Origin of the sequence: Pectobacterium colocasium, assembly GCF_020181655.1 — a bacterium.
Lineage (GTDB): Bacteria > Pseudomonadota > Gammaproteobacteria > Enterobacterales > Enterobacteriaceae > Pectobacterium > Pectobacterium colocasium.
Map to the genome: position 1 here is coordinate 2118993 of NZ_CP084032.1, position 15906 is coordinate 2134898.

Genomic DNA, 15906 nt, shown 5'->3' on the forward strand with positions numbered 1-15906 from the left:
TTCTCTCTAACCGCGCTCGGGTTTTCTTCCTGAATTGCGCACTGTATTCAGAGAATGCCTTATTTTTCCCACCATTCCGGCATTTGGGTAACCTTTCTCTGCATTGATGCGTATAATGAGGCTCCGTGATGCCATAAAACGGCATAAGCGGAACTTCCCAGTATTAAAGGAGAGAGAAATGACGGTGATGGCACCGGTAATTACGGTTGACGGACCGAGCGGCGCAGGCAAAGGTACCTTGTGTAAGGCATTGGCTGAAGCTTTACAGTGGAATTTGCTGGACTCGGGAGCTATCTATCGTGTTTTGGCTCTGGCGGCGTTACACCACCATGTCGATATCAGTTCGGAAGACGCACTGGTCCCGCTGGCCTCTCATCTTGATGTGCGCTTTGTGGCAGAAGACGGGCAGTTAAAAGTCATTCTGGAAGGCGAGGACGTTAGCCACGAAATTCGGACAGAAGCGGTGGGTAATACGGCTTCTCAGGCTGCGGCGTTTCCTCGTGTTCGTGAAGCATTATTACGTCGGCAGCGTGCTTTCCGTGAAGCCCCAGGGCTGATTGCCGATGGTCGTGATATGGGTACTGTCGTTTTTCCTGATGCGCCCGTGAAGATTTTCCTGGATGCCAGCGCGGAAGAACGCGCACAACGTCGCATGCTACAGTTGCAGGGGAAAGGCTTTAATGTTAACTTTGAACGTCTTTTGTCTGAGATAAAAGAACGGGATGAGCGCGATCGCAACCGTCCTGTTGCGCCGTTAGTACCGGCTGCTGATGCGTTGGTGCTGGATTCAACGGAAATGACAATCGATGAAGTGATAGCGCGCGCGTTGGCTTATGCCCGCGAAATTTTAGCGTAATCACAGAACACAGAATTTTTACCTCGCTGTAAGGATGCACAGCGGGGCATGTTAAACAACCCCATCGAGCAGGATGCCAGATGGACGTTAAATTGAAACCCTTAAGATTATCAACATGACTGAATCTTTTGCTCAACTCTTTGAAGAATCCCTGAAAGAAATCGAAACCCGTCCTGGTTCCATCGTACGCGGTGTTGTTGTTGCTATTGACAAAGATGTCGTACTGGTTGACGCCGGTCTGAAATCTGAATCTGCCATTCCGGTAGAGCAATTCAAGAACGCATCAGGCGAACTGGAAATTCAGGTTGGTGATGAAGTTGACGTTGCTCTGGACGCTATCGAAGATGGCTTCGGTGAAACGCTGCTTTCTCGCGAAAAAGCTAAACGTCATGAAGCATGGCTGACGCTGGAAAAAGCCTACGAAGAAGCTGCAACGGTTACCGGTATTATCAACGGTAAAGTTAAAGGCGGTTTCACTGTTGAGCTGAACGGCATTCGTGCGTTCCTGCCAGGTTCTCTGGTAGACGTTCGTCCGGTTCGCGATACGCTGCATCTGGAAGGCAAAGAGCTTGAGTTCAAAGTTATCAAGCTGGATCAGAAACGCAACAACGTTGTTGTTTCCCGCCGTGCAGTTATCGAATCTGAAAACAGCGCTGAGCGCGATCAACTGCTGGAAAACCTGCAGGAAGGCATGGAAGTTAAAGGTATCGTTAAGAACCTTACTGACTACGGTGCATTCGTTGATCTGGGCGGCGTTGATGGCCTGCTGCATATCACTGATATGGCTTGGAAACGTGTTAAACATCCAAGCGAAATCGTCAATGTGGGCGACGAAATCACTGTTAAAGTGCTGAAGTTCGACCGCGAGCGTACTCGTGTATCTCTGGGCCTGAAACAACTGGGCGAAGATCCATGGGTTGCTATCGCTAAACGTTACCCAGAAAGCACGCGTCTGACTGGCCGCGTGACTAACCTGACTGACTACGGTTGCTTCGTTGAAATCGAAGAAGGCGTTGAAGGTCTGGTACACGTTTCCGAAATGGATTGGACCAACAAAAACATCCACCCATCCAAAGTTGTTAACGTTGGTGACGTAGTGGAAGTGATGGTTCTGGATATCGACGAAGAACGTCGTCGTATCTCTCTGGGCCTGAAACAGTGCAAATCTAACCCATGGCAGCTGTTCGCAGAAACCCACAACAAGGGCGATCGCGTTGAAGGTAAAATCAAGTCTATCACTGACTTCGGTATCTTCATCGGCCTGGACGGCGGCATCGATGGTCTGGTGCACCTGTCCGACATCTCCTGGAACGTGGCTGGCGAAGAAGCCGTTCGCGAATACAAGAAAGGTGATGAAATCGCCGCTGTTGTTCTGCAGGTTGACGCAGAGCGCGAGCGTATCTCCCTGGGCGTGAAACAACTGGCTGAAGATCCGTTCAATAACTACCTGTCTGTTAACAAGAAAGGTGCTATTGTTACTGGTAAAGTTACAGCAGTTGACGCCAAAGGTGCTACAGTTGAATTAGCAGACGGCGTAGAAGGCTACCTGCGTGCTTCTGAAGCGTCTCGTGACCGCGTTGAAGACGCAACACTGGTACTGAACGTTGGCGACAGCGTTGAAGCAAAATACACCGGTGTTGATCGTAAAAACCGCGTTGTTAGCCTGTCTGTTCGTGCGAAAGACGAAGCTGACGAGAAAGATGCAATCGCAACTGTCAACAACAAGCCTGAAGAAAGCAATTTCTCCAACGCAATGGCAGAAGCGTTCAAAGCAGCTAAAGGCGAGTAATCACAACGGTAGAATGAGCAACGCGAGTTGCTCATTCTTGTAACGGTAGTCAGTTATCCTGGTTATTGATAGCCACGCATTTGGAGGAGCTATGACCAAGTCTGAACTTATTGAAAGGCTTGCTGGACAGCAATCTCATATCCCGGCCAAAGTGGTTGAGGATGCAGTGAAAGAAATGCTTGAACAAATGGCTTCTACGTTAGCCGAAGGCGACCGTATTGAAATCCGTGGGTTTGGCAGCTTCTCACTTCACTACCGTGCACCGCGTGTAGGTCGTAATCCGAAGACGGGTGACAAAGTTGAGCTGGAAGGCAAGTATGTCCCTCACTTTAAGCCGGGCAAGGAACTCCGCGACCGCGCTAACATTTATGGTTAATCGCTAATCATAAATGCCAGCCTTATAGAAGCACCCTTTATTGGGTGCTTTTTTTATGTTTATCGTTATTCTTCTTGTCTCCAAAATGCTACGCGATAGGTGCCTTAGACTGATGATCAATCAGGGGCTATCCTACGCTGTACGCCTCTCCTTTCCTGCTTATTTGATCAACTCAGTGACCATTCGCACACGAAACATGAATTTTTTTATTTTCAACTGTGTGGGTGTTGATGTTTTGATGGTTGTTGCCTATTTTTCATTCGGTACATTAACATTTCTAATGCGTTATCTCTAAATAAGGAAAGTGTATGAGTGAAGCGTGTGGTCATTCCAGCAGCATAAACTGTTCCTGTTGCAGTCCTCTGTGGAAATCATTCCTCCCTAAAACGTCAATTGAGATCCCGAAAGAAGAAAATAGTCTGTTTACCGAAACGAAATTATTCCGTTCTGCGCCAAATAAAGACGGTAGCCCCGGAAAAGCGATTCTGACGCTGGAGGACGGGCGGGACGTTGCGGTTGAAGCAATGGGAATTCATGACGGACGGGTGGTTGCAGCGGGTTCATACCAGGATGTGAAGGCCAAAATGCCGAAAAACACATCGGAGCACCTATTATCAGGTAAGCAAACACTGTTGCCGGGTCTGATTGAACCGCATGTACATATCATCAATACGGCGATGTTATCTGCTATCGGCAATGATGTTAGCCCGTTTGAAGAACAGATATTGCGCAAAAATTATAATAGAGACTGGGTGACATCCAATCTGGCTAAGAAGGTGGTGGGAAAGTCCGATTCGGACTGGCTTATTGGCTTTGGTGCCGACCCTTCCTTGTTTATTGGTGGAGAGAAGGAATTCAATGCCAACATTCTTGATGAGCATGTGACGGATAAAATACCCGTTTTTGTCATCAATGCCTCGATGCACCTTGCCTATATCAACACCTGTGCCATTAAACTTGTCAAAACCAAAGGTGTTGATGCGCCATCAGACGGCATTCTGAAAGAAATCGTGGGTATAAAGCCCGTTGTGGACGTCATGACCAATAGTTACCCCCAAACAGAACTGGCGGCGAAGTTAGTTGCCGCAGTGCACCATTTGTTTGGTGTGGCGAGTCAGCGCGGTGTGACTTATATGCTTGATGCGGGCGTTGAACCCAAAAGTGAGCAGGCTGCTTTTGATCAAGTGAACTTGCTGAATAAATGGGCGCATCTGCCGGGCTGTCCGGTGCGGATTGGTGGCGCGCTGCTCGTGACGAGTGATAGTGATTTTAAGAGTAACGTGGTTGATTCTTACTCCCCAGGATACGGCGATGAACATTTTCACTTACCGTATATCAAGATTATTTCGGATGGCTCTAATCAAGGACTGACGGGATATCAATCTTCTCCATATTGCTGTAACAGCCGCTATGAAAAAGCACCGAGTGAAACAAATGTGGGGGCTTTCAACTTCGATCCTCTCACGAGCATCAATACGCTGGTGGGGAGCGTTGTGCAACATAAATGGCCGTTGATGATTCATACGAATGGCGATGAAGCCATTAGGCTAACGTTAGCGTCATTTAAAGAGGCGGGTGTGACATCGGCAACTTATGAACAGCGCCGCGATCGTTTGGAACATGCGTCCCTGCTGACTGATGACCATCTGTCTGAAATGAAGCTACGCGGTATTTCACCTAGCTTCTTAATTGGTCATGTGGGGTATTGGGGCTGGGCATTTCAGCAAACCATATTGGGAGAGGAGCGGGCCGATCACCTCGACCGCTGCCAATCCGCGCTTGATCACGGCATGAAGATTACGCTACACAGCGATAACGGTGTTACGCCACTTGGCCCACTGCGCATGATGGAACAGGCTATTTCACGGGTGATGGAAGGCGCACCTCAACAGGCGACTCCTGCTGTGTTGCGCGATCAAGAACGGATTTCCCGTTTCGCAGCGCTTAAAGCCGCGACCTATGATGCCGCCTGGCAATGTCATGCAGATCGGTGGGTAGGTTCGCTCGTCGCAGGTAAATGTGCTGACTTTGTGATTCTGGCGGATTCTCCGCTGACCTATGACTCAGCAGATAAGAATAACCCGGTCAACGATATGCGTCATATCTCGGTTCTGGAAACCTGGAAAGGGGGACGTAAAGTGCATTCAGGCGCGGAGCACTCTTAACGTCACGATGTGTCATGCTAAAACCCCGCGTTATCATTGACCGATAACGCGGGGAAAGGCTTACTTTTATTTATTGTGGCGATCTTTCAGACGATTGATGATGGTCGCCAGATCTAAATCCTGATCCTGCAACAGCACCAGCAGATGGTACATTAAATCCGCGGCTTCATTGGTCAGCTCTTCGCGGTCATGCACCGTTGCCGCGAGTGCGGTTTCCAGTCCTTCTTCCCCCACTTTCTGCGCAATGCGCTTGGTGCCGCTGGCGTACAGGCGTGCGGTATACGAGCTATCCGGGTCAGCGTGCTTACGCTCGGCCAGCAGTTGCTCCAACTGATAAAGGAACGTCCAGTCGCTGGCGGCAGGCGAGAAGCAGCTGCTGGTTCCCAGATGACAGGTTGGCCCGATAGGATTAACCAGAATCAGCAGCGTATCATTATCGCAGTCTGGCGTAATCGAGACGACATTCAGGAAATGGCCGGAAGATTCGCCTTTGGTCCACAACCGCTGCTTGGTACGTGAGAAAAACGTGACTTTACCGCTTTCTTCCGTAGCCTGTAAGGCGTCCTGATTCATGTAGCCCAGCATCAATACTTCACCGGATACCGCGTGTTGCACGACAACAGGCAGCATACCGTCCGTTTTTTCCCAATCGAGTTGGTTTCGTTGTTCGTCGTTTAGAAAAACCGCTTCGCTTAACACACTCGAATCTCCACACCCTGTTGCTTAAGATATTGTTTCAGTTCGCCAATATTAATAATTTGCTTGTGAAACACCGATGCTGCCAGCGCGCCATCCACGTGGGCGGTCTGGAACGCATCCAGAAAATGTTCCATGGTGCCTGCGCCGCCGGAAGCGATAAGTGGAACATGACAGACATCACGCACCAGATTTAACTGGTGTAAATCATAGCCGTTGCGCACGCCGTCCTGATTCATCATGTTCAGCACAATCTCACCCGCACCGCGCTTTTGCACTTCCTCTACCCAATCCAGCGTTTCCCAGGTCGTAACCTTGGTGCGCGCTTCATCGCCCGTGTATTGATTGACGTGATAGCGACCCGTCGCGGCATCATGCCAGGTATCAATCCCAACGACGATGCACTGCACGCCATAGCGGTCAGCCAGTCGGGTAATCAGCTCTGGGTCAGCCAGCGCCGGCGAGTTGATGGAAATCTTATCCGCGCCGAAAGAGAGGATTTGGCCTGCTTCTTCCACGCTCTTAATGCCGCCCGCCACGCAAAAGGGAATATCGATGACTTCCGCAACGCGGGATACCCAGCTTTTATCGACCACACGGCCATCGGAAGAGGCGGTGATGTCATAAAAAACCAGCTCATCGGCGCCTTCCTGCGCGTAGCGCTGGGCCAGTGGCACGATGTCACCGATAATTTCGTGATTGCGGAACTGCACGCCTTTGACGACCTGGCCGTTACGCACGTCCAGACAGGGGATTATCCGTTTTGCCAGCATGAAATAGCCTCCGCGACGTTAAATTTACCTTCCAGCAGCGCACGACCCACGATAACGCCCTGCACACCGCTACCGCGTAAATTGGCGATATCTTCCAGATTGCCGATACCGCCGGATGCCTGAAAGGCGATCTGCGGGTAGCGCTGGCTGATTTCACGATAGAGTTCGACGTTGGAACCGCTCAGCGTACCGTCACGGGAAATATCGGTGCACAGAACATGCTTCAGACCGAACGGCAAATACTGTTCGACGACCTGCTCAAGCGTGGCATCAGAGTTTTCCTGCCAGCCGCTGATGGCGACAAATTTCGTGCCGTTGGCATCGATACGCACGTCCAGCGCCAGCACTAGCGCTTCTGCACCGTAGCGAGTGAACCATTGCTGAACGAGTTCGGGTTGTTTCACGGCGGTGGAACCGATGACCACACGGCTGGCTCCGGCTTTTAATAGCGCTTCCACGTCCTGCTCGGTGCGGATGCCGCCGCCGATCTGAACCGGTACACTCACGCCAGCCAACAGCGTGGTTAATAGCGGAATCTGGCGGGCAGAGGGATCTTTGGCTCCAGTCAAATCCACCAAGTGCAGCACGCCAGCCCCTTGCTGCTGGTAATCCTGCAAGCGGGGAAGCGGATCGCTGCCGTACTGGCGCTGTTGGCCATAATCACCCTGATGCAGACGGACAACCTGTCCATCAATCAGATCTAATGCGGGAATAATCATGACGCTCTACATCTCCAGAAAGTTTTTCAGCAACTGCGCGCCCGCAGCACCAGAACGCTCAGGGTGGAACTGCACGCCAAAGAAGTTATCTTTTTCCAGCGCGGCGGTGAACGCTTCACCATAGTTGGCTTGTGCAATCGTATTTTCGCAGACCGGCATGGCGTAGCTGTGAACGAAATAGAAATAGGCGCCGTCATCGATATCGCGGAACAAACGGTGTCCGGCCTTCGGAATCACCTGATTCCAGCCCATGTGCGGCAGCGGCAAGCCGTGGTCAACCATCTTTTTCACCGGCGAATCAACAATGCCAAGCGTGGAAATGCCGCCATTTTCGTCGCTGTTTGTGCCCAGTAACTGCATACCAAGGCAAATACCGAGAACAGGTTGGGTGCAGGCTTTGATCAGCGCAATCAGGTCGCGTTCTTCCAGTTGATTCATCGCCGCCTGCGCGGTGCCAACGCCCGGCAGAAACAGCTTGTCTGCCTGTAGGACAATCTCGGCCTCGCGGCTAACAACAGGTGTATATCCTAGCCGCTGCACGGCATAGGTCACCGAAGAGAGATTGGCGCAGCCAGTATCAAGAATGACGACCTTCATCAGAGCACTCCTTTCGAGCTCGGCAGCGTATCACCCTCGACGCGGATTGCCTGCCGCAGCGTACGCCCGAAGACCTTAAACAGGCTTTCCACACGATGATGATCGTTACGCCCCTTGGTTTTCAGGTGCAGCGTACAGGCCATGGAATAAGACAGTGAACGGAAGAAGTGTTCGACCATTTCGGTGCTCAGGTCGCCCACGCGCTGGTAGCTGAACTCCGCTTTGTATTCCAGATGTGGACGCCCAGAAATATCCAGCGCACAGCGTGCCAGGCACTCATCCATTGGCAGGACAAAGCCAAAACGACCGATACCGCGTTTGTCACCCAGTGCTTTATTCAACGCCTCGCCCAGCGCCAGACCGGTATCTTCCACCGTGTGGTGATCGTCAATATACAGGTCGCCTTTCACTTCAATATTCATGCGGAAGCCGCCGTGAGTGGCGATTTGATCCAGCATGTGATCGAAGAAACCGACGCCGGTGTTAATTTTGCTGCCGCCTTCCTGATCCAGCCAGACGTTCACATCAATCGCGGTTTCACGCGTAACACGGTTAACGTGGGCATGACGGTTACGCTTGGTTAGCTGATTGGTAATGGCTTGCCAGTTCAGCCCGCCGCGCTGGTAGAGCAGGCCAGTAATGCCCATGTTTTGCGCCAGTTGGATATCGGTCTGGCGGTCGCCGATGACATAGCTGTGCGCCACATCCATCAGGCCATCATTCAGATAGCGGGTTACCAGCTCAGTTCTGGGCTTGCGGCAAGCGCAGTTATCCGCTGGCAAATGTGGACAGATCAGCACTTGTTCAAACTGGATGCCTTGCGATGTCAGAATCTGCATCATCAGGTTATGCGGTGGATCGAAGGTTTCCTGCGGAAAGCTCTCGGTTCCCAGCCCATCCTGATTCGTGATCATCACCAGCGTATAACCGGCCTTTTGCAGTGCCAGCAGCGAGGGAATGACATCTGGTTCCAGCGCCAGTTTATCCAGACGGTCAACCTGAAAATCCTCAGGCGGTTCAGCAATCAGTGTTCCGTCACGGTCGATAAAGAGGTATTTCTGGCCCACGTGAGCTCCTTAAAATTAAGCGTTGATGCCCGGCAATGATTGTAATGCAGCAACAACGCGTTCACATTCGTAGCGGTTGCCGATAGTAATGCGCAAACAGCCCGCAAGGCTCGGTTGCTTATTTTGGTCACGCAGAATAATGCCCTGATCCCACAGCGTTTTAAATACCGAAGGGGAGGCGGTAAAGCGCACCAGCAGATAGTTACTCTCGCTGGGGAAGACTTCTTCAATGCAGGGAATGTCTTTCAAGGCATCACTCAGCCAGCGGCGAGCGGACGTAATCTCCTCAACATTTGCCTTCATTTTGGCGATGCCTTCACGACTCAGCGCCTGCGCCGCAATATCTGCCACAGGGGTGGACAGCGGATAAGGTGCAATGACTTTCAACAGAAGCTGAATCACTTCAGGGTTTGCCAGCGTAAAGCCACAGCGCAATCCGGCGAGCGAAAAGGCTTTGGACAAGGTACGCAGAATCACCAAATGGGGGAATTCGTCCAGCCAGACCGAGGTGGTCGCCTGCGGGCAGAATTCGATGTAGGCCTCATCGATAACAACCAGCGCTTTCCCCTGTGCCAGCGTGAGCAACTGGCGTAAATCTTCCCGTGCAATCAGATTGCCGGTTGGGTTATTCGGGCTGCAAACGTAAACGACTTTGGTGCCGTCCAACTGTGCTTCAATCGCATCGAGATCCAACTGCCAGTCTGATTTACTGGCTACGGTGCGGCGTTCCACGCCGAACGTTTCGGCGCTGACGGCGTACATACCGTAAGTTGGTGGACAGAACAGGATGGCGTCTTTCCCCGGCTCGCAGAATGCGCGGATCAGTAATTCAATCCCTTCGTCTGCGCCGCGGCTGACCAGAACCTGCTCTGGCTGTACACCGGCATACTCGGCGTAACGGTTGATCACCAGCGCTGGCTGACATTCCGGGTAGCGGTTCAGCGTCTGCAACGTCAGCTGATATTCCGGTGCTTCCGGGTATTCATTGGCGTTCAGCCAAACATCCCCGTTGCCGCCCAGACGACGGGCTGACTGGTAGGGGGTTAACGCACGGACGTTGGCGCGTGCCAGTTCTTCAATGCTGCTCATGCTTGCTCCTTCAGTGCTGCAACACGCAGGGTAACGGCGTTTTTGTGGGCAGTCAGCTGTTCGGCCTGTGCCAATGTTTCGATCGTCGGTGCCAGTTGCAGTAACCCCTGCGGCGTGAGCTGCTGTACGGTCATGCGCTTCTGGAAATCGGCCAGACCCAGGCTTGAATAGGTTGAGGTATAGCCATAGGTCGGCAGAACGTGGTTAGTGCCGGAGGCGTAGTCGCCAGCGGATTCCGGTGACCAGTCGCCCAGAAATACGGAACCTGCGCTGGTGATGCTATCAACCAGTGATTCGGCGTCGCGCGTCTGGATGATCAGGTGCTCCGGGCCATATTGGTTACTAATTTCAACGCACTGCGCCAAATCACGCGCGACGATGACGCGGCTGCTGGCAAGCGCCTGACGCGCGATGTCCGCCCGGGACAGTTGCGTGAGTTGTTCTTCAACGGCATCCGCCACGGCTTTGGCCATCGCCGCGTCTGGCGTGAGCAGGATGACCTGTGAATCCGGGCCGTGCTCTGCCTGCGACAGCAGGTCGGAAGCGACAAATGCTGGCGTCGCACCGCTGTCGGCGATCACCAGAACCTCGGAGGGGCCGGCGGGCATATCAATGGCTGCGCCATCAAGCTGCTGGCTCACCTGACGCTTGGCTTCCGTGACATAGGCGTTGCCGGGGCCAAAAATTTTGTCCACTTTCGGTACGCTCTCGGTGCCAAACGCCATCGCAGCAATCGCTTGCGCGCCACCGAGCTGAAAGACTTCTTTAATACCGCACAGTTGAGCGGCATACAGAATTTCATCGGCAATCGGCGGCGGCGAACACAGCACGACGCGACCGCAGCCAGCGATGCGTGAAGGCGTTCCCAGCATCAGCACGGTTGACGGCAACGGCGCTGAACCGCCGGGAATGTATAGACCGACCGTCGCGATAGGGCGAGTGAGCTGCTGGCAACGCACGCCCGGTTGCGTTTCGATATCGACAGTCGGCAGCTTTTGCGCGTTGTGGAATGTTTCGATATTACGCACGGCGATCGCCATCGCCTGTTTGACGTCATCACCCAGACGCGCTGCGGCAGCGGCGATCTCGGCATCGGTGACGCGAATGGCATTCACCTGAACTTTATCAAACTGGGCACTGTAGTCGCGCAGCGCGCTATCACCGCGGCTTTTCACGTTTGCCAGAATATCGCTCACGATGGCGGTAATACGGTCTGACGCGGAAATGGCCGGGCGAGTCAGTAACTGGCGCTGCTCTTCTGCTGAACAGCGTTGCCAGTCGACGAGCGTGCTGAAACTGCCGGTGCCGTTGGTGTTATCAGCCATCGTCATCACTCCATCATTTTTTCAATAGGCAGAACCAGAATGGAGCTGGCACCCAACGATTTCAGTTTTTCCATGGTTTCCCAGAACAGCGTTTCGCTGCTGACCATGTGCATGGCAACGCGACTTTGGTCACCAGCCAGCGGCAGAATGGTAGGGCGTTCGGCACCGGGCAGCAGGGATATGACTTCTTCCAGACGTTCGCTCGGCGCGTGCAGCATGATGTATTTTGATTCGCGCGCCTGAATCACGCCTTGCATACGGGTCAGCAGTTTATCGATTAACTGTTGTTTCTCCGCGGGCATCTCGCCATCGCGTTGAATCAGGCAGGCTTTTGAGCGGTAAATCACTTCCACTTCGCGCAGGCCGTTAGCTTCCAGCGTGGCACCGGTCGATACCAAATCGCAGATGGCATCAGCCAGACCGGCACGTGGCGCAACTTCGACGGAACCGTTAAGCAGACAGGATTTGAAGCTGACAGATTGTCTGTCGAGATACTGTTTGAGCAGGTGAGGATAAGAGGTGGCGATACGTTTGTTTTGCAGGCATTCCGGGCCGGTATAGGCTTCGTCCAGCGGCATCGCCAGCGACAGGCGGCAGCCGCCAAAGTCCAGACGGCGCAGCGTGAAGTAACGCGGATCTTCGCCCTGAGCGCGACGGTTTAACAGCTCTTCTTCCAGCACGTTTTCGCCGATGATGCCCAGATCGACTACGCCATCCATCACTAAACCGGGAATATCGTCATCGCGCACGCGTAGGATATCAATCGGCATATTTTCTGCGAACGCAATCAGACGCTGTTGCTGTAAGTTGATTTTGATCCCGCAGCGTGCCAGCAGTTCGCGTGAATCGTCGCTCAGGCGGCCTGACTTCTGCATTGCTATCCGTAAACGTGTTTTATCCAGCATGGAAACCTCATTAACCTGTCAAATTTAAAATTTCTAGAAACATTGGGCCATAAAAAAACGTCTGGAACGTTTTTTAACGTTGCATAGCAACGGCCTGCAAGGTGCGCGCACGGATAGCGCGCATAAAAAAACCCTCGGAAGATGATCTTCCGAGGGCTCTCTTTGTGTTCTGCGCCACTGGAAGATCTGCACGTCTTCCAGCACCAACTGCCCGAAAGACTAATCAGGATGATGGTGATGATGGTGGTTAAACAGAACGCGTGTCATAAGTTGTCTCTTTGTTGTACAAATGTTGTTGTGTCAGTATTTATTAAATCAGTAACGATTTGTCTGTCGAATAACCTAAACCATGTTCGGGCTGTTGTGCAACATTTTTTTAGCAGATGTGGGAAGTTCGTTTGGGTTGAGGAATGCGCCAGCATAATCGCATGGGATATTGGCGATTTATAGGCATAAAGACCGGCTAAAACTGGGCGGGTTCTATAGCGATGCGCGTCAAAGCCGTTTACTCTGTAGGGATAGAGTAGGGGTAATTATAGGCTCCTTGCTGGGAGAACGGTTGATGAAAAAAGTAGCGATTGTGGGGTTGGGCTGGCTGGGCATGCCGCTGGCTTTGGCATTGAATGGGCACGGCTACCACGTAACGGGAACGAAAACCACGCGGGACGGCGCCGAGGCCGCGCGTATGAGTGGGATTGAGTGCTATCAGTTGGCGCTGACGCCGGAACTGGAATGCGACGCTGAGGAGCTTAACGCTTTACTACAACAGGCTGACGTATTAGTCGTGACGCTGCCCGCCAGCCGAACGGCGGAAGGGGGCGAAGGATATGCGCAGGCAGTACAGCAGTTGGTGAATATGGCGCGCGTGTTTCATGTCCCGCGCATCATCTTCACCAGTTCAACCTCGGTCTATGGTGATGGCAGCGGCACGGTAAGAGAAAGCTCGCCGCTACAGCCGACCACCGTGGCTGGGAAGACGCTGGCGTCTCTTGAACAGTGGTTACAGCACTTGCCCGATACTTCCGTGGATATCTTGCGCCTCTCTGGGTTAGTCGGTGGCGATCGCCATCCCGGACGTTTCCTTGCTGGTAAAACCAATTTGCCACGCGGCAACCACGGTGTGAACCTGGTGCATCAGGAAGATGTGCTGACGGCTATTCTGTTGCTGCTTAAGCTACCAAATAGTGGGCATATTTATAACTTGTGCGCACCAGAGCATCCGGCCAGACAGGATTTTTACCCCGAACAGGCGCGCAGACTGCACCTGTCTCCGCCGCAGTTTGCCCCCGTAACCGAGAACGGTCAGGGGCGGATTGTTGATGGGCAACGCATCTGTCATGAATTAGGGTTTGACTATCAGTATCCTGATCCTTCAACAATGCCGCTGAATGAAGGTTCGCAGCGCTAACGGCAATGTGTCTTAGGGCTTTTGATATCACGGCTCTTGATACGACGAATTTGACACGATGAATAAGGTACTTGATACGCTCGGATGCACATGAGTTTATCCGAGCGTGAGGAGTTAAAACGAGGTCCAATCACTTTCTGACGAGGCGACTTTTTTGTCCGCCGTTGATATACGTTTTGGCAACGCATGCCGTGGCGTAGCGGATAGTGCACGTGACGCGGCATGGTTGTCCGATTGGGAAACACGGAAATGTTCGAGCAATTTCTCTAACAGCACCGCCTGTTCCTCCAGCGAATTGGCAGAAGTGGAAGACTCCATCACCAGCGAGGCATTCTGTTGTGTCGTGGTGTCCAGCTCGCTGATGGCCTGTGCGATTTGCCCAATTTCCCGGCTCTGTTCTTCGGAGGCGGATGAGATTTCCCCCATGATGTCGTTCACGCGCGATACGGAAGCAACGATTTGCTCCATGGTTTCTCCGGCAACGGCAACCAGATGGCTACCTGCATTGGTACGTTCGACCGACTCTGCGATCAGTGCCTCAATGTCTTTGGCTGCCTGAGAGCTGCGCTGCGACAAACTGCGGACTTCACCAGCCACAACGGCAAAATCACGCCCTTGTTCACCGGCGCGTGCGGCTTCTACCGCCGCGTTCAGCGCCAGGATATTGGTTTGAAAGGTGATGCTGTTGATGACGGTGGTGATATCGGCGATTTTTTTGGAGCTGGCCGCGATATTGTCCATGGTCGTCACAACCTGTTTCACAACCTCGCCGCCTTTAAGGGCATTTTTGGAAGCATCGGCAGCGATTTGGCTGGCATGCTTGGCGTTATCGGCGTTGTTTTTCACCGTAGACGTCAGTTCCGCCATGCTGGCTGCGGTTTCCACGACGGCGGCTGACTGTTGCTCGGTGCGTGATGAAAGATCGCTATTGCCTGTGGCGATTTTGCTTGCCGATTGGCTGACGCTACCGACTCTGTCCCGCACTTCGGAGATAACGTGACGCAGTTGCTCATTCATCGTGCCCATCGCGAGGGTAAGCCGACCGAGTTCATCGTGGCGATTAGTATTAATCGAGGTGGTCAGATCGCCACTGGCAATACGTTCCGCCAGCGACAGGTTATGAATGATCGGTCTGGTGATAATTCGGGTGATGTAGATTGAAATCATGATACCGATGATGACGGCGATAAGGCCGATAATCATCGTAACGGTGGCAGAATGATAGGCCAGTTCATCGTTTTTCGCTTTGATAATAGCCGTCAGCGCGTTGATATCTGCGCTGCTTTTCGTGCCAGCTCTCATGACCAGATATTCTGCTTTTTTCACGTCATCGAACGCGTTGTAATAGTCTGCATTAAGCTGTTGGTACTGCTTAATGTTATTTCGTAATGCATCAGCCTGGCTTTTCAGGTCGGCAGGTAAAATCGGCAATGCCTGATAGGCTGATTCTGTTTCTGCATAACGGTTATTCAGTGCCGTTAATGTCTTCTCATCTTTGGTTATTTGCAGTTCATAACTCAGCTTTTGTACTTCACTTAACAGGAAAGCCAACTTGCTAATAGCGTAATAGGCATCGTTATCGGGGAATGAACTGGTGCTATGAATGGCCTGTGCAAAAGGCTCCAGCGTGGCTTGTGTATGCAGTTGGGTAACTTTTTCTGAATCCCAACGGCCTTTTGTGTCGCAACGGACATGGCGGATACTGAGGTTTGAAAACCCTCTAAATTTTCTTTTAAGCTATTGATATGGCATAATTCGTCGGCGCTCCAGGCCAGCGTTTTTGCACTGTCTGTTAAATCGGTCGCGCTTTTAACAAATTTTGCCAGAATATCTTTTGTTTTTTCATCGGGTACGTAGAAATATTTAACACGATTTATTTTTGCCTGAAATACCTCAATGTTTACGCTGTAAATAAGATTGGTTTTTTCATAGATATCTTTAATGTCTTTGAATCTTTTTGTACTAAGTGATGAGGCAATAATCACGAGTAATAAAATAATGCCAAATCCCGCATACAGCTTATGAGCAATTTTTGTGTTACGAATTCGACTGGCAAGGTGCTGCATTATAACTCTCCATGTATGACGCTTTTTAGTAAAAACAATAACTATGTTTTATTGCTAACCACGCTTTCACTGCTG

The 15906-nt window shown here is 52.0% G+C and carries 14 protein-coding genes, 1 pseudogene and 1 other annotated feature; of the genes and pseudogenes, 5 read left to right on the forward strand and 10 right to left on the reverse strand.

The features are described from left to right. Nucleotides 1–178: 178 nt before the first annotated feature. From cmk to LCF41_RS09580, 4 genes are all read left to right on the forward strand, one after another. Nucleotides 179–856, forward strand: coding sequence for a (d)CMP kinase (gene cmk / locus LCF41_RS09565; protein ID WP_225087848.1), 678 nt, complete (start codon nt 179–181; stop codon nt 854–856). A gap of 115 nt (nt 857–971) precedes the next feature. Next, nucleotides 972–2645 carry a 30S ribosomal protein S1 gene (rpsA, locus tag LCF41_RS09570; RefSeq protein WP_180741250.1) on the forward strand — a complete coding sequence of 558 codons (1674 nt, stop codon included), beginning with the start codon at nt 972–974 and terminating at the stop codon, nt 2643–2645. Between the two features lie 91 nt (nt 2646–2736). Then, nucleotides 2737–3021, forward strand: a complete 285-nt coding sequence (ihfB, locus tag LCF41_RS09575; protein ID WP_005967571.1) for an integration host factor subunit beta — start codon at nt 2737–2739, stop codon at nt 3019–3021. Nucleotides 3022–3545: 524 nt separating this feature from the next. Next, nucleotides 3546–5186 (forward strand): amidohydrolase, encoded by a 1641-nt coding sequence (locus LCF41_RS09580; protein WP_225087849.1) that lies wholly within the window; start codon nt 3546–3548, stop codon nt 5184–5186. 66 nt (nt 5187–5252) lie between these two features. On the opposite strand, the gene hisIE is transcribed toward LCF41_RS09580, so the two are convergent. The 9 genes from hisIE to hisL all read right to left on the reverse strand — a co-directional run bounded on the left by hisIE (nt 5253) and on the right by hisL (nt 12624). Next, entirely contained in the window at nt 5253–5816 is a 564-nt protein-coding gene (gene hisIE, locus LCF41_RS09585) for a bifunctional phosphoribosyl-AMP cyclohydrolase/phosphoribosyl-ATP diphosphatase HisIE (RefSeq protein WP_250160554.1), read from the reverse strand. A gap of 62 nt (nt 5817–5878) precedes the next feature. Further along, nucleotides 5879–6655: an imidazole glycerol phosphate synthase subunit HisF gene (gene hisF / locus LCF41_RS09590; protein WP_010277156.1), complete on the reverse strand. Its 777-nt coding sequence runs from the start codon at nt 6653–6655 to the stop codon at nt 5879–5881. Beyond that, entirely contained in the window at nt 6637–7374 is a 738-nt protein-coding gene (gene hisA, locus LCF41_RS09595) for a 1-(5-phosphoribosyl)-5-[(5-phosphoribosylamino)methylideneamino]imidazole-4-carboxamide isomerase (RefSeq protein ID WP_127156802.1), read from the reverse strand. Before hisA ends, hisF begins: the two co-directional genes overlap by 19 nt. Before the next feature lie 6 nt (nt 7375–7380). Next, complete coding sequence (gene hisH / locus LCF41_RS09600; RefSeq protein WP_225087851.1) at nt 7381–7971, reverse strand: imidazole glycerol phosphate synthase subunit HisH; 591 nt, start codon at nt 7969–7971, stop codon at nt 7381–7383. Further along, nucleotides 7971–9038: a bifunctional histidinol-phosphatase/imidazoleglycerol-phosphate dehydratase HisB gene (gene hisB / locus LCF41_RS09605; RefSeq protein ID WP_225087852.1), complete on the reverse strand. Its 1068-nt coding sequence runs from the start codon at nt 9036–9038 to the stop codon at nt 7971–7973. Before hisB ends, hisH begins: the two co-directional genes overlap by 1 nt. A gap of 15 nt (nt 9039–9053) precedes the next feature. Continuing rightward, nucleotides 9054–10127 (reverse strand): histidinol-phosphate transaminase, encoded by a 1074-nt coding sequence (gene hisC / locus LCF41_RS09610; protein ID WP_225087853.1) that lies wholly within the window; start codon nt 10125–10127, stop codon nt 9054–9056. Then, nucleotides 10124–11452, reverse strand: coding sequence for a histidinol dehydrogenase (gene hisD / locus LCF41_RS09615; protein WP_225087854.1), 1329 nt, complete (start codon nt 11450–11452; stop codon nt 10124–10126). The genes hisC and hisD overlap by 4 nt, the downstream gene beginning before the upstream one ends. A gap of 5 nt (nt 11453–11457) precedes the next feature. Further along, on the reverse strand, nt 11458–12357 hold the full coding sequence (hisG, locus tag LCF41_RS09620) for an ATP phosphoribosyltransferase (protein ID WP_225087855.1): 900 nt from the start codon (nt 12355–12357) through the stop codon (nt 11458–11460). Nucleotides 12358–12479: 122 nt separating this feature from the next. Continuing rightward, nucleotides 12480–12601 (reverse strand) — a sequence feature (His leader region). Further along, nucleotides 12577–12624 (reverse strand): his operon leader peptide, encoded by a 48-nt coding sequence (gene hisL, locus LCF41_RS09625; protein ID WP_106389040.1) that lies wholly within the window; start codon nt 12622–12624, stop codon nt 12577–12579. Its footprint overlaps the feature before it by 25 nt. A gap of 295 nt (nt 12625–12919) precedes the next feature. On the opposite strand from hisL, the gene LCF41_RS09630 reads away from it, so the two are divergent. Next, nucleotides 12920–13765, forward strand: a complete 846-nt coding sequence (locus LCF41_RS09630; RefSeq protein WP_225087856.1) for an SDR family oxidoreductase — start codon at nt 12920–12922, stop codon at nt 13763–13765. Nucleotides 13766–13879: 114 nt separating this feature from the next. Here the strand turns inward: LCF41_RS09630 and LCF41_RS09635 are convergent. Then, nucleotides 13880–15831 (reverse strand): annotated as a pseudogene (locus tag LCF41_RS09635) (methyl-accepting chemotaxis protein). Between the last annotated feature and the right edge of the window lie 75 nt (nt 15832–15906).

Excerpts from the sequence above, each read along its gene's own strand:
- cmk (WP_225087848.1), top strand. The coding sequence starts at position 179 with ATGACGGTGATGGCACCGGTAATTACGGTTGACGGACCGAGCGGCGCA.
- rpsA (WP_180741250.1), top strand. The coding sequence starts at position 972 with ATGACTGAATCTTTTGCTCAACTCTTTGAAGAATCCCTGAAAGAAATC.
- ihfB (WP_005967571.1), top strand. The coding sequence starts at position 2,737 with ATGACCAAGTCTGAACTTATTGAAAGGCTTGCTGGACAGCAATCTCAT.
- LCF41_RS09580 (WP_225087849.1), top strand. The coding sequence starts at position 3,546 with ATGGGAATTCATGACGGACGGGTGGTTGCAGCGGGTTCATACCAGGAT.
- hisIE (WP_250160554.1), bottom strand. The coding sequence starts at position 5,816 with ATGCTGCCTGTTGTCGTGCAACACGCGGTATCCGGTGAAGTATTGATG.
- hisF (WP_010277156.1), bottom strand. The coding sequence starts at position 6,655 with ATGCTGGCAAAACGGATAATCCCCTGTCTGGACGTGCGTAACGGCCAG.
- hisA (WP_127156802.1), bottom strand. The coding sequence starts at position 7,374 with ATGATTATTCCCGCATTAGATCTGATTGATGGACAGGTTGTCCGTCTG.
- hisH (WP_225087851.1), bottom strand. The coding sequence starts at position 7,971 with ATGAAGGTCGTCATTCTTGATACTGGCTGCGCCAATCTCTCTTCGGTG.
- hisC (WP_225087853.1), bottom strand. The coding sequence starts at position 10,127 with ATGAGCAGCATTGAAGAACTGGCACGCGCCAACGTCCGTGCGTTAACC.
- hisD (WP_225087854.1), bottom strand. The coding sequence starts at position 11,452 with ATGGCTGATAACACCAACGGCACCGGCAGTTTCAGCACGCTCGTCGAC.
- hisG (WP_225087855.1), bottom strand. The coding sequence starts at position 12,357 with ATGCTGGATAAAACACGTTTACGGATAGCAATGCAGAAGTCAGGCCGC.
- LCF41_RS09630 (WP_225087856.1), top strand. The coding sequence starts at position 12,920 with ATGAAAAAAGTAGCGATTGTGGGGTTGGGCTGGCTGGGCATGCCGCTG.